Consider the following 18,642-nt stretch of genomic DNA (forward strand, 5'->3'; position numbering starts at 1 on the left):
GCGGTGGGATCTCAGGAACCCGGGCGGCCGGTGCTGAAACGCCTGCCGGCGCCCGCGACACGACGCCGGTTGTCCGCGCAGGCCGGACTGCGGGAGGTGATGGGCCAGTTCGCCACCGGGGTCACCGTGCTGACCGCCGGCGGCGAACGGGCCCACGGGATGACCGCCAACGCGGTCACCTCCGTGTCCCTCGAACCGCCGATGGTGCTGTGCTGCGTTTCCCGCGCGGCCCGGATGCACGAGGCGATCGTGACCGCGGGCTCGTACGCGGTCACGGTGCTGGCGTCGGACCAGAAGGACCTGGCGAAGTACTTCGCGGATTGGCGACGGCCCGCCGGGCTCGCGCAATTCGACTCGGTGGACTGGACGGCGGGTCCGCAGACCGGCGCCCCGCTGCTCAACGGCGCGCTGGCGTGGCTGGAATGCGAGCTCGCCGAGGTCTACGAAGGCGGTGACCACTCGATCTTCCTCGGCAAGGTGGTCGCCTCGAGCCGCGGCACCGGCCAGGACTCGCTGGTCTTCTACGGCGGTGGCTACCACCAGATCGACGGCAGGGTCCGTGCATCCGCCTGAGAGAGAGGAATCGTCATGACCATCAACGAATCCGCCACCGTCCGGCCGGACGGGACGCCCGCCCCGGCGCCCCGTCCGCCGGTGGTGACCACGATGCCTCGGCTCGGACGGGGGGTGTGCTGGCGCGACATCGCGCGCGAGATCGAACTCGACGAGCTCGAGCGTGAAGCCCGCACGAAGGAGGCGGCGTGACCCTGCAAGGTGATCCGGGCGCTCAGCGCACGGAGGACTCCGAGGTGGTGCCGCTGCCGGAAGACCGGCTGCGGCGCCCGCGGATCCCGAGGGGGAAGGACGGGCAGGTGATCCCGCTCGCCCGCGGCGCCGAACCGGTGCACCCGCCGGAACCGACGATGCCGTTGCTGCGCACCCAGCGCGACGAACTGCGCGAGCACATCGTCGACGGGCGGCTCGACGGCGTCCGGCGGCAGCACTCGCTCGGCAAGCACACCGCGCGCGAGCGGCTGGATCTGTTGCTGGATCCCGATTCCTTCACCGAGGTCGAGCTGTACCGGCGGCATCAGGCGAGCGGACTCGGGCTGGCGGAGAACCGGCCGTACACCGACGGCGTCATCGCGGGTTCGGGCACCATCGACGGCAGGCGCGTGTTCGTCTACGCGCAGGACTTCACCGTCTTCGGCGGTTCGCTCGGCGAGGCGCACGCGGCGAAGATCCACAAGGTGATGGATCTGGCGATCGCCACCGGTTCACCGCTGATCGGGCTCAACGACAGCGGCGGAGCGCGGATCCAGGAAGGCGTCATGGCGCTCAACGGCTACGGCGGCATCTTCCGCCGCCAGGTCGAAGCGTCCGGCGTCGTCCCGCAGATCAGCGTGGTGCTGGGGCCGTGCGCCGGCGGGGCGGCGTATTCGCCCGCGCTGGCGGACTTCGTCTTCATGGTGCGCGACACCGCCCGCATGTACCTGACCGGGCCGGACGTCGTCGAGACCGTGACCGGGGAACGCGTCAGCCACGACGAACTCGGTGGCGCGGACGTGCACGGCGCGTCGTCCGGCGTGGCGACCGTGGTGCACGACGACGAGGAGAGCTGCCTCGCCGACGTCCGCTACCTGGTGTCGCTGCTGCCGTCGAACTATCTGGAGCCCGCGCCCGGCGAGCCGTCGCGGGACGCGGGCAAGGACCGGCGGCCCCGGTTCGCCGAACTCGTCCCCGTGGAGCCGAACAAGCCCTACGACATGCGGGACGTGTTCGCCGAACTCACCGACGACGGCGAATTCTTCGAGTTGCACGAGCGGTGGGCGCGGAACGTGCTGTGCGCGCTCGCGCGGATCGACGGGCGCGTGGTCGGCCTGGTCGGCAACCAGCCGGTGGTGTTCGCCGGCGTCCTCGACGGCCCGGCTTCGCAGAAGGCGGCGAGGTTCGTGCGGTTCTGCGACGCGTTCAGCATCCCGCTGGTGACGCTCGTGGACGTTCCCGGCTTCCTGCCCGGGGTCGAACAGGAGCATTCCGGGATCATCCGGCACGGGGCGCAGCTGCTGCACGCCTACTGCGAGGCGACCGTGCCGCGGATCCAGGTCATCCTGCGCAAGGCCTACGGCGGCGCGTACATCGTGATGGACTCGCGGTCCATCGGGACCGACCTGTCGCTGGCCTGGCCGACCAACCAGATCGCCGTGATGGGTGCCGAGGGCGCGGTCAACGTGCTGTTCCGCAAGGATCTCGCCGCCGCTCCCGACCCGGACGCGTTGCGCACCCACCTGGTCGCCGAGTACACCGAGGAGTTCATGAACCCGCAGTACGCCGCCGAACGGGGGCTGGTCGACGACATCATCGACCCGGCCGACACCCGCTCCGCCGTGGCCAGAGCACTGGCCATGCTGCAGGACAAGCGGAAGGCGGCGCCCCAGCGCAAGCACGGCAACCACCCGATCTGAACGGGGGAACCATGTCACTGTCCGAAAAGGACAGTGCGCCGGTCTTCCGGGTCCTGCGGGGGGATCCGGAAGACGTCGAACTGGCGGCGCTCTTCGCCGTCTTCACCGCGCTCGCGTCGGCGGCGCCCCCGCCCGCCGCTCCCGCGCGGTCGGCCTGGCCGCCCCGGAGCCCGTCGACCTGGCGCACGTCGATCCTGCGCTGAACCCCCGCGGTTCCCTGTCGGCTTGGGCCCGTGAGTGTTCGTGGGCAGGTCAGTGTTGGGGTGAAGGCTCCTTTCGCCGAGTCCGATGCGGTGAAGGGAGCCTTCCGCTGCGCGAACCCGGACTGCCGACGAGAGTCATCGGAGACGGATCACGTGTGCTCGGAGCCGGATCTCGCGTGATCGGGCGGCGATCAGGGAGTTCGGCGTCTGAGCACGCGAGATCCGTCTCCAAGCACGCGAGTCACGCCCTCGCTCACCATGGGTTCAGCCACCGACACCTTTGCCCGGGGCGTCGCGAAGCCACTTTCGGGACATCAGACGTCCCGAAAGTGGCTTTCGCGACACGACCCACGGCGCCGACGCGATTCCCGTCGGCCCGTGATTGTTCACGCGGCGGTCGTCGTGTTCGCTAGCCGGAGTGCCGCCTCGGTGTCCCGCAACGGGGGATACGTGCTGTGGCGCGTGTGCACGGCGACGTAGCGGACCTCGCCGTCGATCACGGTCTCCAGCCCCGTTCGCTCCTCCGGCGCGAACGGGCCCCCGCAGGCAGCGCAGGTCCGCTGACGATCCGCGGCGCTCACGGCCGGTCCCGTTGCTCCGGGACGGCCGGCTCGGACCACGACAGGCCAAGCAGGTCGACGTCCAGTTCGTCGTCGGCGTAGATCTCGTACGGGTCGAGGCGTTCGGTCATGGCGCGCTCCTTGGATTTCCGGGTACCACAAGAGCACTACCGGTACCCCCTCACCGGCGACTCGTTATTTGCTCATCGGGAGCTCCAGCCACCTTCGAGCGCGCCACGATCGGCTTCCGACCGGAGGGGGCCATCCTGGGTTTGTCAAGTGAGCTCTTCATCCCGGCCCAGGAGGAACGTCATGACGGCACAGGTGCGAATTTGGGTCGCGACCGATGATTCCGACCCGCGCGGGAGCGTCGAGAACGAGGACACGGTGTTCGTTCCGGAGCAGAGACGGGCCGTCGAAAACGATTTCGCGGCCGAGCACATCATCCTCGGTTACAACTGAAGAACGTGAGCCGCGACCAGCGTGGACAGCACGGACAGAGAAGACCGCCGGGTATCGCGCGCGGGAGAATGAAGATCGTCCGCGACCCGGCAAGACCTCGAGGAGGCCTTCGGATGGCTATGCGCCTCCAGCTCACGTCGGGTTTGCAGGTGCTCGAAGAATGGGCGGTGAACGCACCGCAGGCCGACCGCAATGTTATCTACGAAGCCCTCTTCGCGGTAGCCGATGGATCCGCTTTTCTCATCTACGATATTTTCGGAGATGGCCGGGATCCGCATCATTTCATCATTCTGGTGAAACACGACCTCGTCATCAAAATAGGACTTCGGCGTACCGATTCCTCATTCGAGATCGTCTATATCGGCGCACTGGAGCAGGGTACGCCCGCCGCGGCTTGGGCCGAGGACTCCGACAGCCCCTGACCTGGCAAGCGGGTGCGTGAGGCCCGAGATCCCAGGATTCATACCGCCGAACGGACCAGTGCCGAGACCGGCGGTTGCGCCCTTTTGCGCCAGTGGATCATGCGTTCCTCATCTTGACATCGTCCACTTGGGCATGAAATTCTTCGGGTGTTTGCGGATTAAGAATTTCTGTGGGCGAAATTGCGGTTGTCGAGGTCTGGAGGTGGGAAAGATGTCATCACCCGAATTTCCGGGATTGGACGTTTCCACGCGGGTACGCGCGCGTGACATTCAGATGGCCGGGGTGGCCGACGTCCGCCGCCGGGTGCTGATGATCTCCGGTGCGATCGACACCACCGAGCACGACGTTTCGGTCAGTGTCAACCTGCCGGAGCCGGGCCGCTGGCAGGTGATCAAGTCCGAGACCAACCTGACCGACAAGACCTGGGTCGCGATGCAGGTCGTCACCGACGAGGACTCGACCTTCGTCGACGACGCCGAGACCCTCGTGCTCTCCCGTCAGTTCTCGAAGTCCTTCATGACGCCGGACCTGCGCCGCCTCACCTTCTACGACGGTGAAGTCCGGCCCGGCGAGGCCGTGCTGAAGGTGTACTCGCTGGACGCGGGCGGGCGGAAGCCGACCTACTCGTACTCCCGGTACAGCCCGATCGCGACCGACACCGCCGAGAAGTCCCGGCAGACGCTGGACGAGCTGATCAGCAACGGGATGCGGCAGCGCCCGGTGATCGAGCTGATCGTCCCGGTGACCGTGATCGGCTGAGTACGCCGGTGATCACCTTCGTCCCCGAACCCCAGCTGCTCGAATCGCCGCGCGGACGGGAGTGGCCGGTCCTGCCCGCCACCCGCTCGGCCGTCACCCCCGAACCGCCGTCCGGTGCCGACGTGGTCATCGTCGGCGCCGGCCCCGCCGGGCTCGCGGTCGCCTCCGCTTTGTGGCACCACGGCGTCCGGGACCTCGTCATCGTCGATCGCGACGGCCGCCCCTGCGGCCGGTTCTTCGACCGCGTCGACCTCCTCGGCCAGCGCGTGCTGCGTTCGCCGTACGAGCACCATCCCGGCGTCGAGGGGTACCGCGACTGCGAACTGCTGGACTTCGCCCGGCTGCACTGGTCGGTGCTGACCCCGGTGGAGCGCCGCGAGATCCGCATGGCGCAGGCGGGGCACCGCTCGGTCGTCCCCGTCGACGTCTTCGAGGCCTACTGCCGTCATCTGGCCGCGAGCCATCACGTCACCGAACGGACCTGGCGCGGTTCGGTCCGTGAGGTGCTGCCGACGTCGGACGCGGTCACCGTGCGAGCCGACCGGTTCTCCGTCACCGCGCGCCACGCGGTGCTGTGCCTCGGCGAGGAACGCCGGTCCGCCCCGGACACCTGGTGGGGCGGGGGCTATCCGCCGCGCGGCGTGAGCTACTGGGACGAACCCGTTCCCACCGGTGGAAAACGGCTCGCCGTCGTCGGCGCGGGCCTCACCGCCGCCCATCTGATCTCCAACGGGCTCGCCCAGGGCCGCGAGGTGCATTGGGTGGTCCGCGAAGCAGGCGAGCGCTACCAATGCGCCGACGTCAACTCGTCGTTCTTCCGTCCCGAGGGCCGTGCCCGCTTCGACGGCGTGAGCTGGTCCGACAGGCTCGAACTGATGGGCCGTTTCCGGCGCGCGTCGATCATGTTCGAGTTCCGGCCGATGCTCGAGGCGGCCGAAGCCGAAGGGCGCCTGATCGTGCATCGAGGCAAGGCGATCACGAAGGTGACGCCGGGGGTCGGCCTCCACCTCGAAGACGGTTCGCGCGTCTCCGTGGACCACGCCGTACTGGCGCTCGGCACGACACCCTCGATCGGCGACGGCCTGATGCCGGACGACGCCGTACTAGACCAGGGCGGCTGGCCTCGGCTGGACGAGCGCACCTTCGCCTACGTCGGCGCACCCCGCGTCTTCGCCGTCGGCGCGGCCGCGGGGATGGCGCTGGGCCCGGCCGCCCGCAACATCGACGGCCACCGTGTCGCCACCGCGCGGGTCGCGGCCGCCGTCGCCGAGAACCTGCGCCGGGACGCCCCGCTGCGGGCGACGGCGAAGGATGTCGCCCGTGTCTGAGCCCTACGACTCGCGGTTCACCCTGCCCTCGATCGACGACGCCCCGGCGACCGAGGCCGGGGTGATCCTGATGGGACTCGACGCCGGACGGCTGCTCGCCGGTGTCGGGCTCGCGCGGATCGCCGACGAGCCCGCGCTGGTCGCCCTCGCCGTGGACCAGGCCCGGCACGACGCGCTCGACCTGGACACCGACGCGCTGATCGAAGCCGGTATCGCCCGCTGGCGCTCGGTCCGCCCGCTGATCGAAGCCGGTCAGGAGATGACGGCGGCCGGTTCCCTGCGCAAAGAATGGGAACACACCACCAAGCGGGTCACCGCCACGGTGACCGGGCTCGGACCAGCGTCGGTGGCCTGCCTCGCGGCGTGCTGGCTGCGCCGCGACGACATCGACGAGTTCGCCGAACACGGGCGGACGCCGGAAAAGGGGAGTGGCACGCACGATGTCCTATCTCGGGTCTTTGCCGACTGACGCCACCTTGCTGCAGGTCTTCCAGAAGTTCCCCGCTCCGGCGTCGAAGCTGCTGGACTTCCACGAACTCGTCATGCGGGCGCCGTCGGCGTTCGGCCCCGGTGAGCGGGAACTGATCGCGGCCTACGTCTCCGGTGTCAACGATTGCCAGTACTGCCACGGCGTCCACACCGTCACCGCGGAGGCTTTCGGCGTGCCGGAAGGGCTTCTGACGGCCGCGCTGGCCGATCTGGACTCCTCACCCGTGGAAGACCGGATGAAGCCCGTGCTGGCCTACGTGGGCAAGCTGACGCGGACGCCGTCCCGGGTGACCGAGGAGGACGCCGCGGCCGTCCTCGCGGCGGGCTGGGACGAGGCGGCGCTGCACGACGCCGTCCTCGTGTGCGCCCTGTTCAACTTCATGAACCGGATGGTCGAGGGACTCGGGATCCGGGCGGACGCCGGTTACGCGAAGACCTCGGGCGTACGGCTCAAGGAGGGCGGCTACGCAGGTCTGGCGCGGCTGCTCGAATCCTGACGCCGCCGGCCGTCCACTCCGGACACTGTCTCCGATGGTGACCGGACTGTCGCGCTCCGCGCTCGGAACCACCTCGCTTGCTCCATCCGGTAGCCGCGATCGCCGAAGTGGAGTAGTCGAGGAGAACCTTCCGGCGTAGGCGAAAAGCACATTCGTGCGATGATGCCTGGCACTGGTTGCGCACCCACCTCTGGCAGCAGGATTTCCTCATCGAAGGAAACCGCTGAAACGCCTGGGAGACATGCGATGCAGAACGCTGTGCTCGACAACGTCCGTTCACTCTTCGCCGTCAGGGGAATCGACACCGGCGCCGCCGGCGATCAGGTCGACCTGGTGATCGACCGGTTCGACAACTGGACCAATCGGCCCGGTGGTCAGGTTTTCGACTGCTTCACCGGCGCCTGTTGCACGGCTCCGCCCATGGCCGAGGCGAGTTGAGCGCATTCTCGACGGCCGCCTCTCGCATCCGGACGCGAGGGGCGGCCGGTTCGCGTGCCGGATTCCCGGCGGTGACAGCGGAAAGTCACTGACTGGCTACCGGATTTGTAGCCTCATAACGCTTTTGTCGGTGAGCCACCGCGGTGGCCCCACCGGACTCACCACTCGAACGGTGGAACGCGTTCCGCCCGGGCGTGATTATCTTGTGGGCACGGGGGCGGTGCGTGGGGGGCGGTGCGATGGTGATCAGGGTTCTGGTGGCCGAAGACATGCACATCGTCAGAGGTGCGCTCGTGGCGTTGCTGCGGTTGGAGCCGGACATCGAAGTGGTGTCGGAAGTGGCGTCCGGCGATGAGATCCTCCCCGCCGCGCGGACTTCGGGCGCCCAGGTCGCCATCATCGACATCGATCTGCCGGGCAAGGACGGACTCACCGCGGCGACCGAACTGCACGAGCAGCTTCCCGAGGTCAGGACGCTCATCTTGACCAGCCTCGGCAGACCGGGCACGCTCCGCCGGGCCTTGGCGGCCAAAGTGAACGGCTTCATGCTGAAGGACGCCCCGGCGGAGAAACTCGCCAACGCCGTCCGCGGCGTGGCGGCCGGACGGCGGATGGTCGACGGCGATCTGGCGCTCGCCGCGTGGGACACCGCGGACTGCCCGCTGACCCCGCGTCAGATCGACGTCCTGCGGCTGACCGCGGAAGGCCGCGACACCCTGGAGGTCGCGGCGAAGGCCTTTCTCTCCACCGGAACCGTCCGGAACTACCTGACCACCATCGTTTCGAAGCTCAACGCGCGAAACCGGGTCGACGCGATCCGCATCGCCAAAGAAGCGGGCTGGATCTAAACCGGGACCACGGCACGCAGCCGGAACCGCCCGTCGGGTTCGACACCGGCGGTCAGTTCGCCGCCGAGCCCGGCGACGCGGTCGGACATGTTCGTGATGCCACTGCCCGGGGCCTCGACCCGCACCGGTTCGTCCGCCCGCGGCGGCCGCCCGTTCTGGACGCCGTCGTTGACGATGTCCAGCGCGACACCGCCGCCGATCCGCCGCACGGCGATCTCACAGCGTTCGACCTTGCTGTGCCGCAACACATTCGTCACGCCCTCGCGCAGCACCACGGCCAGCACCGTGCGCACCGTCGCCGGCACGCCCTCGTGCTCGATCTCCAGCCGCACCTGGACGTCGGCGGCCACCAGTACCGCCTGCGCCGACCGGGACTCCTGATCCAGCGACAGTTCCCGGTAGCCGCTCGCGACCGACCGGACGTCGGCCAGCGCCTGCCGGGTCAGCCCGAGGATCTCCAGCAGTTCGTCGGAGGCCCTGTTCGTGTCGATGTCCATGATCCGGCTGGTCAGCTCGCTCTTCAGCGCGATCGCGGACAGGCTCATGCCGAGCAGGTCGTGCAGGTCGCGGGCGAACCGCAGCCGCTCCTCCGCGACCGCGACCTCGGCGAGGCGTTTCCTGGTCTCGCCGAGTTCGGTCACCAGCCGGAGCAGCCAGATGAGGCCGAACACCATCAGCCCGGTGTTCAGGATGGACGCGAAGCTGTAGAAGCCGCCGATGAAGTCGGTGCCGTGCCCGATCCGGATCAGCACCACGCCGACGGCGGTCGCGGCGAACGCCGTCCACCCCGCCAGCGGCGGCAGCACCAGCAAGGCGGTGCCGGCGAAGAGGCTGGGCAGGCTCACCCAGGCGTGCCCGAGCGGGATCAGCGGCAGGAAGATCAGGCAGGCCTGGACGACCAGCAGCGCGAGACTCTGCCGCGAGCGCAGCCGGACGTTCGGGCGGGCGAAATAGGATAGTTGCAGCGTGATCAGCGCGGTGAGGTAGCCGACGATGAGCGCGATGTACCAGCCGTCGTCGGTCAGCATGAAGGCCCGGGTCATCGCGGAGAGGCCGAAGAGAATGAAGACCACCGTCAGCGTCCATTGGACGTTCCTGGCGTCGATCACGGACCAGTGGCCCGGCTCCTGCTCCAGCGCCGTGTCGGCGGGTTCGACCTGCTCGGGTACCGGGAGTTCGGCGTGCAGCCGCCACTTGCCCGCCGCTTCGGGGCCGGCGCTCAGCGTGCCGCCGTGCCTGGAGACCTCCGCGGTGACCTCACGCAGGCTCTCGGCCGTTTCCTCCGGGACGTCCTCGTGCGCCGTTCCGTCGTGGACGATCTCCAGCGCGACCCGGCCTTCGTTCTCGCGCACGGTGATCGAGCAGTGCTCGACGCCGGTGTAGCGGAGCACGTTCGTGACACCCTCCCGCAGCACCTTCGCCAGCAGGGTGCGCAGCTTCACCGGCAGCTCGACCTGCTCGAGATCGACCCGCACCGCGACGTTCGACGCCGAGAGCAGCGAGACCGCGGTCCGTGATTCCTTGTCGAGCGACAACTCCCGGTAGCCCCTGGCCACCGATCGCACGTCGGACAGCGTCCGCTGGGCGATCCCGGTGATCTCGGCGAGTTCTTCGCGTGCCCGGTCCAGCGACTTGCGCAGCAGCCGGTGCACCAGTTCGCCCTTGAGCGCGATCGCGGAAAGGCTGAGCCCGAGCAGGTCGTGCAGGTCCCTCGCGAAGGCCAGCCGCTGCTCGGCCACGGCACGCCGGGCCAGTTCGGTCCTGGCCTGGTGCAGTTCGGTCACCAGCCGCGCGAGCCACGTCAGCAGGTACACGACCAGCGCGTAGAAGATCGCGGTGATGCTGTCGAACAGCGCTCCGAGCCAGGTGTCGTCGTAGGCCCACAGGATCCACGTCGTGGCCGCCATGAAGACGGTGAACACCGTCCAGCCCGTCCGCGGCCGGAAAAGCAGCAGCGCGCTACCCGCCGCGAGGGTGGTCAGCGAGGTCAGCGCGGCGTCGAAGTGCAGGGTCGGCAGGTAGGCGAGGCAGGCCTGGACGACCAGCACACCCTTGGCCAGGCGGGTGTCCAGGCGGACCGCCGGACGGGAGAAGTACAGCAGCTGGATCGCCAGCACGGGCCCGACGTACAGCACCGCCAGCACGCCCTGCCAGAAGTCCACCCCAGGCTGGAGCAGGACCGCGAGGAGACCGAAGAGGCACGAGTTGACGAAGACGACCGTGATGATCAGTCCGGCGAGGAACAGCGCTCGCCGGGGCCGCCGGTCGAGCCCCGCTGGTTCGGCGGTCACCGCGAGCTGGTCCGGCACAGGCACCCCAGTGGTAACAGAAGACGACTCTTTCGGTTGTGCTTCGCCCTCGCGACGGTCGGGTCCGGGCGTCGCACCACCCTCCATTTGCGGGATATTAGGATCCTATCCCATGCTGTTACCCGCATTGGTCTTCGAGGATAAGGGATACCTGCCCGGCAGGTGACGTTTCCCGGCCGGAGACAGGAAAACCCCGCCGCTCACCCTCGCGGGTGTCGGTCGTTCGCACCACGCCGGGGCGGGCTCTCGCGGCGCGGTGGCGCCGGTGGCCCTAAGCTCTGCGCATGGCCAGGTATTTCGACGTACATCCGGAAAATCCGCAACGGCGCGCGATCGGACAGGTCGTCGACATCCTGCGCGAAGACGGTCTCATCGCGTATCCGACGGACTCCTGCTTCGCCCTCGGCTGCCAGCTGGGAAACAAACAGGGCATCGACCGCATCCGGAGCATCCGCAAGCTGGACGACCGCCACCATTTCACCCTGGTCTGCCAGGATTTCGCCCAGCTGGGCCAGTTCGTGCACGTGGACAACGCGGTCTTCCGCGCGGTCAAAGCGTCCACTCCGGGCAGTTACACGTTCATCCTCCCGGCCACGAAGGAGGTTCCGCGCCGTCTGCTGCACGCCAAGAAGAAGACGGTCGGCGTGCGCATCCCGGACCACGTGGTCACACAGGCGCTGCTGGGCGAGCTCGGTGAACCGCTGCTGTCGAGCACGCTGCTGCTGCCGGACCAGGAGGAGCCGATGACCCAGGGCTGGGACATCAAGGAGCGGCTCGAGCACGTGGTGGACGCGGTGATCGACTCCGGCGAGTGCGGGGTCGAGCCCACCACGGTCATCGATTTCTCGTCGGGGGAGCCGGAGATCGTCCGGCGTGGCGCCGGCGACACCACCCGCTTCGAATGACGCGATTCGGCACCTGCTCCTGCTAGTCGCACGCGAGGATCGCAAGCAGATGCCGAATCGCGAGGCCGTCTTCAGTGCGTGACGAGCCCTTCGGTCTTCGAGGGGGCCGAGGGGATGCGGAACAGCCGCGCGAACAGCTCCAGCCGCGCCGGATCGCCCTTGACGGCCACCGCGCCGCAGGTGAGCGCGTTCGCCGCGGCCAGCTCGCCGTTCAGCAGCTTGAGCATGACCGGGCCGCGCGGTTCGATGATGATGTCCGGATCCGGATGCGGGCCCTCGCCCGCCGTCATCGCGCCGTCCTCGACCACCGCGTGGACGATCATCTGGTCGCCCATCTCTTCGGCGCTGTAGTGCAGCTCGAACGAGCACTGGACGCCGCGGGCCGCGTCCGGCTGGAACGTCGTGTACAGCGACAGGATGGCCGCGTCCAGGGTGAACAGGTCGTCCGCCGCCGGGTCGGTGAGCGAACGGGCGCCCCACAGGCCCAGCTGCAGCAGGATCTGGTCGAGGTCGTTGCCGTACTCGGTCAGCTCGTAGACCACCCCGGCGTCGAGCTGCGAGAGCACCCGGCGCTGGACGACGCCGTGCCGTTCGAGTTCGTTGAGCCGGGTCGAAAGGATGCTCGTCGGGATCTTCGGCAGGCCCTGCTGAAGCTCGTCGTAGCGCTTCGGGCCGAGCACGAGGTCGCGGATCACGAGCATGGACCAGCGTTCCCCGATGATCTCGAGCGCGCGGGCGAGGCCGCAGAACTGGCCGTAGGTGCGAGCGGTCATGCTTGACTCCTCAACTTCCTGGATCTCTGGTGACGGGGTGGTTCTGGTTCGCCGGGACGGCGATCAGCGGATCGGGTGTCTCTCGGAGAGCAGTTCGTGGTGCAGCTCGCGCAGTTCGGCGCAGGGTTCCACCCCCAGTTCCTCGTCGAGCCGCGTCCGCAGCCGCTGATAGGCCGCCAGCGCGTCACTGCGGCGGCCGCTCAGCCCCAGCGCGCGGATCAGCTGGCCGTGGAGGGTCTCGTCGAGCGGGTCCGCGGTGGTCAGCGACCGCAGCACGCCGAGCATCTCCCGGTGCTGACCGGCGAGGATCTCGGCTTCGATCCAAAGGTCACGGGCGTTGCGGCGGTGCTCCAGCAGATAGACGGTGTAGGCCGCCAGAGTCGGTCCACAGTGGATGTTGGCCAGCGGGGGACCGGACCACAGGTCCAGCGCGGTACGGAACGCGTGGGCGGCCGCCGCGTGGTCGCCTCCGGTCAGCAGGTCGCGGCCGAGGCGGTGCAGCCAGGCGAACTCCGACACGTCGATCACGGCCGGATCGATCTCCAGCCGGTAGCCGGGCGCGCTGGTGACCAGCAGACCTTCCCCGCGGTCACCGTCGGGGTCGAGGTGACGGCGGAGGTGGTGGACATAGGTGTGCAGGGTCCGGCGGACGCTGCGCGGGGGCGCGTCGTTCCAGAGCTCGTGGACCAGCGAGTCGACGCGGACCGTCTTGCCGGGACGGATGAGCAGCATCGCCAGCAGTTGCAGGAGCTTCGGCGTGGTCGGCGCTCGATCGGCCCCGCCGGCGTGCAGTTCGACCGGGCCGAGGAGTCGCGCGCGCACCGCGTCCGGAACCCGGTGCCCGGCAACCGTGTCTCCCGGTTCGATGGTCATCGCGTGCATCCCCTGCCCCTCCGGCGGACTCCCCCTCTGCGACAGTGACAGAGGCGGAACCCGTGGAACAGTGCCGGAGACACCCAGCGGACCTAGATTTCTTCGTTGCCCTATATGCGATCGTCACGACCTGGAGCGCGGAACCGGTTATGGCAGAACAGAAGACGCGCGAGCGGGTCAGAGCCAGTCGGAATCGGTGGCGATCCGGATGGCGTCGACCCGGTTGCGGGCGTTGAGTTTCGTGACCACCGTGGCGAGATAGTTCCGCACGGTTCCCGGTGACAGGAACAGTTCCGCCGCGATGTCGGCGACCGTGCGCCCGTTCGCGGCCAGCCGGAGGATCTCGACCTCGCGCGGCGTCAGCGGGCAATCTTCCGTTTCCCAGGCCGACAACGCGAGTTCGCTGTCGATGACGCGGCGGCCGATGGCGACCGAGCGGACGGCGTTGGCGAGTTTGTCGGCGGGCGCGTCCTTGAGCAGGAAGCCGTTGACCTTCGCGTCGAGCGCGCGGCGCACGGTGCCCGGACGGCCGAGCGAGGTGAGGATCAGCGTGCGGACGCTGGGCAGTTGCTGGTAGAGCTCGGAAGCGGCGGCGAGTCCGTCCTTGGCGGGCAGGTCGATGTCGATGATCGCGACGTCCGGGAGGTACTCCGCGGCCGCCGAGAGGATCTTGTCGCCGGAGTAGACCTCCGCGACGACCTCGATGTCCTGTTCGAGGTTCAGTAATGCGACCAAGGCGCCGCGGACCATGTGCATATCCTCGGCCAACAGGACTCGGATCACTCCGACCTCCTCTATCCCCCAAAGGTGCTAACTCTCAGTGTACATAGCAACCCCGGAAGAGTGAATCTAAATCGCACGATCTGAGTTCCACCGTTTTCCGACCGCCTCCCGGAGCGATCAGGGCCCTGGTGAGCTGCGACGATGTCGAAGGTTCGCGGATACTGAAAACACTACCGATCGATTGCCGAGTGTCAGGATAATAGCCAGCAAAATGCCGTCAAAGTGCCTTGCATTACCCGCTGAGCACGTTCCAAACCGGTGAATTCGCTCGGCGAACGGGTGAATTCACCATTGTCAATGATGTCGGATGGACTGTTCGGCGGTATCGGCCGTCACGTCGTGCGAACCCCTCGACCGGCCGTCGAGCGGGCGGCGATCGGGGCGTGGTCTCCTCGGCAAGAGCCGAGTTCGCGCGCGAAAGCCGACACTATCCACAAAGGACGTATGATGAGCTCATTGCTGGGTGCCCTACGCAAGGTCTTGTTCGCACCCTCGCTGGCTTCGGTCGGCTTCGAGGGACGGGGCTTCGGGATCCCGCCGACCCCGGCGACCGCCCGGCTGGAGTCGATCCCGCAGGCGGTGGTGTGCGGGTTCGAGTGGGGGATCGAAGCTCCGGCGCTGTGGGAGGCCGAGCGGCGGCTGGACATGGTCGAGCCGGAGATGCGAGGGTTCGCCTACGAGGGCGCGGCGATGGCGTTCACCATCCTCGACGTCATGCCCGGCGGGCGGAAGGACCGTACGGCCGAGCTGATGAGCGGCCCCGGTCTCCCGCATGTCTTCTTGACCTACATCGGCATCGGTTTCGCGATGGCCCGGCTGCCCCGGCCGCTGTGGAAGAAGGTGCTGCCGGATCTCGACGGCGTCCCGTTCCACCCGACGATGAGCTGGCTGGCCGTCGACGGCTACGCCTTCGACCGCGCTTACTTCGACACCCGCAAGTGGGTCGACGAGCAGTTCGTCCCCAAGCCGTACCCGTGGGCGGGCGCGCCCGCGTACTTCCCGCGCGCCTGCGACCAGGGCATCGGGCGGGCGCTGTGGTTCATCAACGGCGCCGACCCGGTCAAGGTCGCCGCGGCGGTCGACCGGTTCCCGGCCGAACGCCGGCCGGACCTGTGGAGCGGGGTCGGGCTGGCGGCGACCTTCGCGGGCGGCTGCGACCAGCCGGGGCTGATCAGGCTGCGCGAGGCGGCGGGGGAGCACCAGGACCACCTCGGCCTCGGTGTCGTGTTCGCGGTGAAGGCGAGGACGTTCTCCTCGTTCGTCCCGCCGCACACGCGCCGCGCCGCGTGGGCGCTCGCCGGGCTGAGCATCGAGGAGGCCGTCGACCTGGCCGACTCGACCGAGGTCGTCGAGAACGCCTCGGACGGGACGCCCGCTTACGAACTCTGGCGGCGGAACATCCGCGAGGGTTTCGCCCCGTCGGCGGGCCGCCTGTCCGCGTAGACGACGAGAAAGGGGCCTTCGAGACGGATCGCGTCTCGAAGGCCCCTTTCGGCGACCGGGTCAGGCCGCGTGCTTGAACGGTTCGGGCCGGTACCGCAGATCGGGCAGCGCGAGCAGGACCGGCGGGTCGAACAGGCGCTTGGGCCGCACCCGCAGGTCGGCCAGCCGCGCGGTGACGCCCGGTTCGACGGTGATCGGGCCGTGATAGCCGGTGTACCCGGTGCCCCGGCGGGTGAGCGGCCCGGTCACGCAGTGCGCGACGAGGTGCCAGGTGCCTTCCGGGACATCGGTCAGCTGGTAGGGGCCAGGGACGTCGATGACCGTGTAGCACACGGGCGCGCCCTCGGGGATGCGCGTCGGGAAGAGGCCGGCGAAGACGAGGCCGGGCGAGATCTCCGGCGGCGCCGAAACGAAACCGCGGACGGTCGCCTGCTTCGTGGCGGGAAGGGGGGCGCCTGCCAGCCGGTGCTGGAAACCGCGCTGCTGGCGGTACGCGGAGGGGGAGAGGCCCACGCGGCTGCTGAACCGCGTGCTGAAGGTGCCGACGCTGTTGTAGCCCACTCGGTGGCTGATGTCGGCGACCGTGATCGAGGTCGTCAGCAGCAGGCGCTTGGCTTCGTCGAGCCGCAGCGCGGACAGGAACCGGCCGGGCGAGACGCCGGTGGCCTGCTGGAACACCCTGGTGAAATGGAATTTGCTGAACGTGGCGGCGCGGGCGATGTCGTCGATAGTGAGCTCTTCGCCCAGTTTCTCGTTCATGGCCCCAATGGCTCGCTCCACGGCTCGCCGGACAGTCTCATCCATTGTACCGTCCTTTCGCTCGGGAAATTCTGGCGTACTTTGCTGTTTCGACAGTAGTGTTCGCGGCCACTTCTCCTGAAGTGCTTGATTCACCGCCGGATATGGATTCTTGTGTGCGGCGACGTGAAAATTTCACGGTGACCGTGGGCGGCCGGCGATCACGGGCCGGGTATGCGAAAACCACATGTCGCCGATGGTGCCCACACTGGATCTCCACGGCAGATGGCCGCAAAATTCCTGGTAGCGCATTCACGCCGGAACCAACCCGGCCGTGTTGGCGCGGTCCGAAGAACCTATTCCCGCGGCAACACAGAACCGACCCTTGACCGCGTCCCCCCGCGGCGGTCAAGGGTCGGTTTCCATTTCGCGGGACGGGTGTGTGAGGATAGTATTGTCGGCTCGTGGGGCGAGGCGCAGGCGAAAGGCAGTTGGGGTCGATGATCAAGGTCCTGGTCGCGGAGGACATGCACATTGTCCGTGGGGCCCTGGTCGCGCTGCTCGGGCTGGAAGCCGACATCGAGGTCGTCGCCGAATGCGCCAGCGGTGACGAGATCCTCCCGCTCGCCAAGTCCTCGCGCCCCGACATCGCGCTCATCGACATCGACCTGCCGGGCAAGGACGGGCTCACCGCGGCCGCCGAACTGCACGAACAACTGCCCGGGGTGCGCACGCTGATCCTCACCTCGCTCGGCAGTCCCGGCACCCTCCGGCGGGCGCTGGCCGCGAAGGTCAACGGCTTCCTGCGCAAGGACGCGCCCGCCGACAGGCTGGCCAACGCGGTCCGCGGGGTCGCCGCCGGACGGCGCGTCGTCGACGGCGATCTGGCGCTCGCCGCGTGGGACAGCGAGGAGTGCCCGCTCACCGCGCGGGAGATCGAGGTGCTCCGGATGGCGTCGGTCGGCTCCGAGCCGACCGAGATCGCGGCCGAGCTGTTCCTGTCCGCCGGGACCGTGCGGAACTACCTGACGACGATCGTGTCGAAGCTCAGCGCCCGCAACCGGGTCGACGCGGTGCGGATCGCGCGGGAGTCCGGCTGGCTGTGACGCCCGCCCGGTTCACCGGGTCGGGACGCTCATCGTGGCGAGGGCCAGATCCGCGGCGAACTCGCCCGGGGACGCCGCCTCCGTGAGCAACCGGCGTTGCCGGGTCGCGCCGGTCCCGTGCTCGAACAGCGAGTTCAACCCCCGTTCGACGTCGTCGAGGTCGCCTGCGGCCCTGAGCGCCGGCCGGACGAAGTCGACGAGCTCGCCGAGAAGGTCGCGCTGATCGGCCTCCCTGCCGGTGAAGACGTCGATGCCCGGCCCATCGAGGCCACGGCGCGCGGCGGCCGTCAGCGCCGACCCGATGCGGGCGCCGCGGGCTCGCGGAACCTCGGTCGTCCCGGCGCAGGTCACGACCAGTCCCCGCACCAGCGCCGCGAGGAGCACGGCGTCGTCGACGGCCAGGCAGACGTCGGCGATCCGTACCTCGACCGTGGGGTAGCTGGGGGAAAGCCGGGCGTAGAAGTACACGCCCGCCAGATCGAGCGCGGCGCCGCGCCTCAGGGCCTCCCCGATGCTCTGGTCGTACGCGGCCGCACCGGGCCATTCTTCGGGCGGTCTCGCCGTCGGCCACCGGTCCCAGAGCGGGAAGCGCCTGCTCGACCAGCCCGAATCGGTGCCGTTCTCGACCGGCGAGTTGACACTGAGCGCCAGCAACGGGGCGAGCCACGGCCGCAGTCCGGCGAGGACCCGCGCGCCGAGATCCCGCGACGGCAAGCCGACGTGCACGTGGCATGCGCACGTCCCCGCGTCGTCGATCAGTTCGGGGAACGCCTCGGCCATCCGCCGGTAGCGGGGTTCGGGCATGATCGCGTCTTCCCGCAGGCCACAGGGCGGGATCCCCGCCGCCACCATCAGGCAGCCGTCGGCCTCCGCCGCCTTCGCGACGATCTGCCGCAGCCGGCTCAGTTCGGAGCGCACCTCGTCCAGGCTGCGACAGATGCCTGTCGCGGTCTCGATCTGGAACCGCATCAGCTCGCCGGTGACGTCCGACTCGGGGGCGAGGTGCTTGAGAAGATCCGGCGCGCGCAACGCGACCGAACCGTCCAGCGGGTCGAGCAGGACGAATTCTTCTTCCACGCCAAGGGTGAAGTTCGTGCCGTCAACCGCCATGACGCTCCGTCTCTGGTGATTTTCGCCGATACCAATGAATCTCCCCCTTCCGGCGCGGCGAGGAAAGGGCCGGTGTGCTGAACTTCGTTGCGGCGAAGGTGATTCGTGCCTCACGGACGGTCTAGGCTGA

22 protein-coding genes are annotated in these 18,642 nt (G+C 68.7%); 15 read left to right on the forward strand and 7 right to left on the reverse strand.

Going from position 1 to position 18,642, the window contains the following annotated elements; all coding sequences use genetic code 11:
• Positions 1–3 precede the first annotated feature (3 nt).
• From BKN51_RS01430 to BKN51_RS01440, 4 genes are all read left to right on the forward strand, one after another.
• Complete coding sequence (locus BKN51_RS01430) at positions 4–573, forward strand: flavin reductase family protein (RefSeq protein ID WP_101605877.1); 570 nt, start codon at positions 4–6, stop codon at positions 571–573.
• A 15-nt stretch (positions 574–588) separates the two neighbouring features.
• Entirely contained in the window at positions 589–765 is a 177-nt protein-coding gene (locus BKN51_RS43440) for a DUF6222 family protein (RefSeq protein ID WP_168214239.1), read from the forward strand.
• A 158-nt stretch (positions 766–923) separates the two neighbouring features.
• Positions 924–2,465 carry an acyl-CoA carboxylase subunit beta gene (locus tag BKN51_RS01435; protein ID WP_369862461.1) on the forward strand — a complete coding sequence of 514 codons (1,542 nt, stop codon included), beginning with the start codon at positions 924–926 and terminating at the stop codon, positions 2,463–2,465.
• Between the two features lie 11 nt (positions 2,466–2,476).
• On the forward strand, positions 2,477–2,668 hold the full coding sequence (locus tag BKN51_RS01440; RefSeq protein ID WP_101605879.1) for an acyl-CoA carboxylase subunit epsilon: 192 nt from the start codon (positions 2,477–2,479) through the stop codon (positions 2,666–2,668).
• Between the two features lie 386 nt (positions 2,669–3,054).
• On the opposite strand, the gene BKN51_RS01445 is transcribed toward BKN51_RS01440, so the two are convergent.
• Positions 3,055–3,249, reverse strand: coding sequence for a hypothetical protein (locus BKN51_RS01445; protein ID WP_101605880.1), 195 nt, complete (start codon positions 3,247–3,249; stop codon positions 3,055–3,057).
• Positions 3,250–3,540: 291 nt separating this feature from the next.
• On the opposite strand from BKN51_RS01445, the gene BKN51_RS43445 reads away from it, so the two are divergent.
• The 8 genes from BKN51_RS43445 (at position 3,541) to BKN51_RS01480 (ending at position 8,472) form a co-directional block, all read left to right on the forward strand.
• Positions 3,541–3,690 (forward strand): hypothetical protein, encoded by a 150-nt coding sequence (locus BKN51_RS43445; RefSeq protein ID WP_168214240.1) that lies wholly within the window; start codon positions 3,541–3,543, stop codon positions 3,688–3,690.
• A gap of 113 nt (positions 3,691–3,803) precedes the next feature.
• The gene (locus tag BKN51_RS01450; protein WP_101605881.1) at positions 3,804–4,112 is read left to right on the forward strand and encodes a DUF6235 family protein; all 309 of its coding nucleotides are present in this window, start codon (positions 3,804–3,806) and stop codon (positions 4,110–4,112) included.
• Positions 4,113–4,386: 274 nt separating this feature from the next.
• Positions 4,387–4,872 (forward strand): DUF6423 family protein, encoded by a 486-nt coding sequence (locus BKN51_RS01455; RefSeq protein WP_101605882.1) that lies wholly within the window; start codon positions 4,387–4,389, stop codon positions 4,870–4,872.
• A gap of 8 nt (positions 4,873–4,880) precedes the next feature.
• Positions 4,881–6,200 carry an FAD-dependent oxidoreductase gene (locus BKN51_RS01460; protein WP_101605883.1) on the forward strand — a complete coding sequence of 440 codons (1,320 nt, stop codon included), beginning with the start codon at positions 4,881–4,883 and terminating at the stop codon, positions 6,198–6,200.
• Entirely contained in the window at positions 6,184–6,669 is a 486-nt protein-coding gene (locus tag BKN51_RS01465; RefSeq protein ID WP_233224120.1) for a DUF6187 family protein, read from the forward strand. The genes BKN51_RS01460 and BKN51_RS01465 overlap by 17 nt, the downstream gene beginning before the upstream one ends.
• Positions 6,641–7,186: a carboxymuconolactone decarboxylase family protein gene (locus BKN51_RS01470; RefSeq protein ID WP_101605885.1), complete on the forward strand. Its 546-nt coding sequence runs from the start codon at positions 6,641–6,643 to the stop codon at positions 7,184–7,186. Before BKN51_RS01465 ends, BKN51_RS01470 begins: the two co-directional genes overlap by 29 nt.
• Positions 7,187–7,432: 246 nt before the next feature.
• Complete coding sequence (locus BKN51_RS01475) at positions 7,433–7,624, forward strand: hypothetical protein (protein WP_101605886.1); 192 nt, start codon at positions 7,433–7,435, stop codon at positions 7,622–7,624.
• Positions 7,625–7,863: 239 nt separating this feature from the next.
• Positions 7,864–8,472 (forward strand): response regulator transcription factor, encoded by a 609-nt coding sequence (locus tag BKN51_RS01480; RefSeq protein ID WP_174720385.1) that lies wholly within the window; start codon positions 7,864–7,866, stop codon positions 8,470–8,472.
• Here BKN51_RS01480 and BKN51_RS01485 read toward each other — a convergent pair.
• Positions 8,469–10,781 carry a sensor histidine kinase gene (locus tag BKN51_RS01485; RefSeq protein ID WP_101605887.1) on the reverse strand — a complete coding sequence of 771 codons (2,313 nt, stop codon included), beginning with the start codon at positions 10,779–10,781 and terminating at the stop codon, positions 8,469–8,471. The two genes, BKN51_RS01480 and BKN51_RS01485, sit on opposite strands and share 4 nt — an antisense overlap.
• A 284-nt stretch (positions 10,782–11,065) precedes the next feature.
• On the opposite strand from BKN51_RS01485, the gene BKN51_RS01490 reads away from it, so the two are divergent.
• Positions 11,066–11,686, forward strand: coding sequence for an L-threonylcarbamoyladenylate synthase (locus tag BKN51_RS01490; RefSeq protein WP_101605888.1), 621 nt, complete (start codon positions 11,066–11,068; stop codon positions 11,684–11,686).
• Between the two features lie 71 nt (positions 11,687–11,757).
• Here BKN51_RS01490 and BKN51_RS01495 read toward each other — a convergent pair whose 3' ends face one another.
• The 3 genes from BKN51_RS01495 to BKN51_RS01505 form a co-directional block, all read right to left on the reverse strand.
• Positions 11,758–12,459 (reverse strand): winged helix-turn-helix transcriptional regulator, encoded by a 702-nt coding sequence (locus BKN51_RS01495; protein ID WP_101605889.1) that lies wholly within the window; start codon positions 12,457–12,459, stop codon positions 11,758–11,760.
• A 63-nt stretch (positions 12,460–12,522) separates the two neighbouring features.
• Positions 12,523–13,341: an AfsR/SARP family transcriptional regulator gene (locus BKN51_RS01500; RefSeq protein WP_101605890.1), complete on the reverse strand. Its 819-nt coding sequence runs from the start codon at positions 13,339–13,341 to the stop codon at positions 12,523–12,525.
• Between the two features lie 168 nt (positions 13,342–13,509).
• The gene (locus BKN51_RS01505) at positions 13,510–14,115 is read right to left on the reverse strand and encodes a response regulator transcription factor (RefSeq protein WP_101605891.1); all 606 of its coding nucleotides are present in this window, start codon (positions 14,113–14,115) and stop codon (positions 13,510–13,512) included.
• Between the two features lie 447 nt (positions 14,116–14,562).
• On the opposite strand from BKN51_RS01505, the gene BKN51_RS01510 reads away from it, so the two are divergent.
• Entirely contained in the window at positions 14,563–15,558 is a 996-nt protein-coding gene (locus tag BKN51_RS01510) for a DUF1702 family protein (protein ID WP_199193094.1), read from the forward strand.
• Between the two features lie 60 nt (positions 15,559–15,618).
• On the opposite strand, the gene BKN51_RS01515 is transcribed toward BKN51_RS01510, so the two are convergent.
• Positions 15,619–16,317: an AraC family transcriptional regulator gene (locus tag BKN51_RS01515; protein ID WP_101605893.1), complete on the reverse strand. Its 699-nt coding sequence runs from the start codon at positions 16,315–16,317 to the stop codon at positions 15,619–15,621.
• Positions 16,318–16,796: 479 nt separating this feature from the next.
• On the opposite strand from BKN51_RS01515, the gene BKN51_RS01520 reads away from it, so the two are divergent.
• Positions 16,797–17,402: a response regulator transcription factor gene (locus BKN51_RS01520; protein ID WP_101605894.1), complete on the forward strand. Its 606-nt coding sequence runs from the start codon at positions 16,797–16,799 to the stop codon at positions 17,400–17,402.
• Positions 17,403–17,414: 12 nt separating this feature from the next.
• On the opposite strand, the gene BKN51_RS01525 is transcribed toward BKN51_RS01520, so the two are convergent.
• A complete protein-coding gene (locus BKN51_RS01525) occupies positions 17,415–18,512 on the reverse strand; it encodes a carboxylate-amine ligase (protein WP_101605895.1) in 1,098 nt (365 codons plus the stop codon).
• Between the last annotated feature and the right edge of the window lie 130 nt (positions 18,513–18,642).

It is taken from the genome of Amycolatopsis sp. BJA-103 (genome assembly GCF_002849735.1).
GTDB lineage: Bacteria > Actinomycetota > Actinomycetes > Mycobacteriales > Pseudonocardiaceae > Amycolatopsis.

What these genes read in the sequence shown, in the direction of transcription:
- BKN51_RS43445 (WP_168214240.1), top strand. Translation starts at nt 3,541, where the DNA reads ATGACGGCACAGGTGCGAATTTGGGTCGCGACCGATGATTCCGACCCG.
- BKN51_RS01520 (WP_101605894.1), top strand. Translation starts at nt 16,797, where the DNA reads ATGATCAAGGTCCTGGTCGCGGAGGACATGCACATTGTCCGTGGGGCC.
- BKN51_RS43440 (WP_168214239.1), top strand. Translation starts at nt 589, where the DNA reads ATGACCATCAACGAATCCGCCACCGTCCGGCCGGACGGGACGCCCGCC.
- BKN51_RS01525 (WP_101605895.1), bottom strand. Translation starts at nt 18,512, where the DNA reads ATGGCGGTTGACGGCACGAACTTCACCCTTGGCGTGGAAGAAGAATTC.
- BKN51_RS01435 (WP_369862461.1), top strand. Translation starts at nt 924, where the DNA reads ATGCCGTTGCTGCGCACCCAGCGCGACGAACTGCGCGAGCACATCGTC.
- BKN51_RS01510 (WP_199193094.1), top strand. Translation starts at nt 14,563, where the DNA reads ATGAGCTCATTGCTGGGTGCCCTACGCAAGGTCTTGTTCGCACCCTCG.
- BKN51_RS01450 (WP_101605881.1), top strand. Translation starts at nt 3,804, where the DNA reads ATGGCTATGCGCCTCCAGCTCACGTCGGGTTTGCAGGTGCTCGAAGAA.
- BKN51_RS01495 (WP_101605889.1), bottom strand. Translation starts at nt 12,459, where the DNA reads ATGACCGCTCGCACCTACGGCCAGTTCTGCGGCCTCGCCCGCGCGCTC.
- BKN51_RS01515 (WP_101605893.1), bottom strand. Translation starts at nt 16,317, where the DNA reads ATGAACGAGAAACTGGGCGAAGAGCTCACTATCGACGACATCGCCCGC.
- BKN51_RS01500 (WP_101605890.1), bottom strand. Translation starts at nt 13,341, where the DNA reads ATGCACGCGATGACCATCGAACCGGGAGACACGGTTGCCGGGCACCGG.
- BKN51_RS01490 (WP_101605888.1), top strand. Translation starts at nt 11,066, where the DNA reads ATGGCCAGGTATTTCGACGTACATCCGGAAAATCCGCAACGGCGCGCG.
- BKN51_RS01465 (WP_233224120.1), top strand. Translation starts at nt 6,184, where the DNA reads ATGTCGCCCGTGTCTGAGCCCTACGACTCGCGGTTCACCCTGCCCTCG.
- BKN51_RS01440 (WP_101605879.1), top strand. Translation starts at nt 2,477, where the DNA reads ATGTCACTGTCCGAAAAGGACAGTGCGCCGGTCTTCCGGGTCCTGCGG.
- BKN51_RS01455 (WP_101605882.1), top strand. Translation starts at nt 4,387, where the DNA reads ATGGCCGGGGTGGCCGACGTCCGCCGCCGGGTGCTGATGATCTCCGGT.
- BKN51_RS01475 (WP_101605886.1), top strand. Translation starts at nt 7,433, where the DNA reads ATGCAGAACGCTGTGCTCGACAACGTCCGTTCACTCTTCGCCGTCAGG.
- BKN51_RS01480 (WP_174720385.1), top strand. Translation starts at nt 7,864, where the DNA reads ATGGTGATCAGGGTTCTGGTGGCCGAAGACATGCACATCGTCAGAGGT.
- BKN51_RS01470 (WP_101605885.1), top strand. Translation starts at nt 6,641, where the DNA reads ATGTCCTATCTCGGGTCTTTGCCGACTGACGCCACCTTGCTGCAGGTC.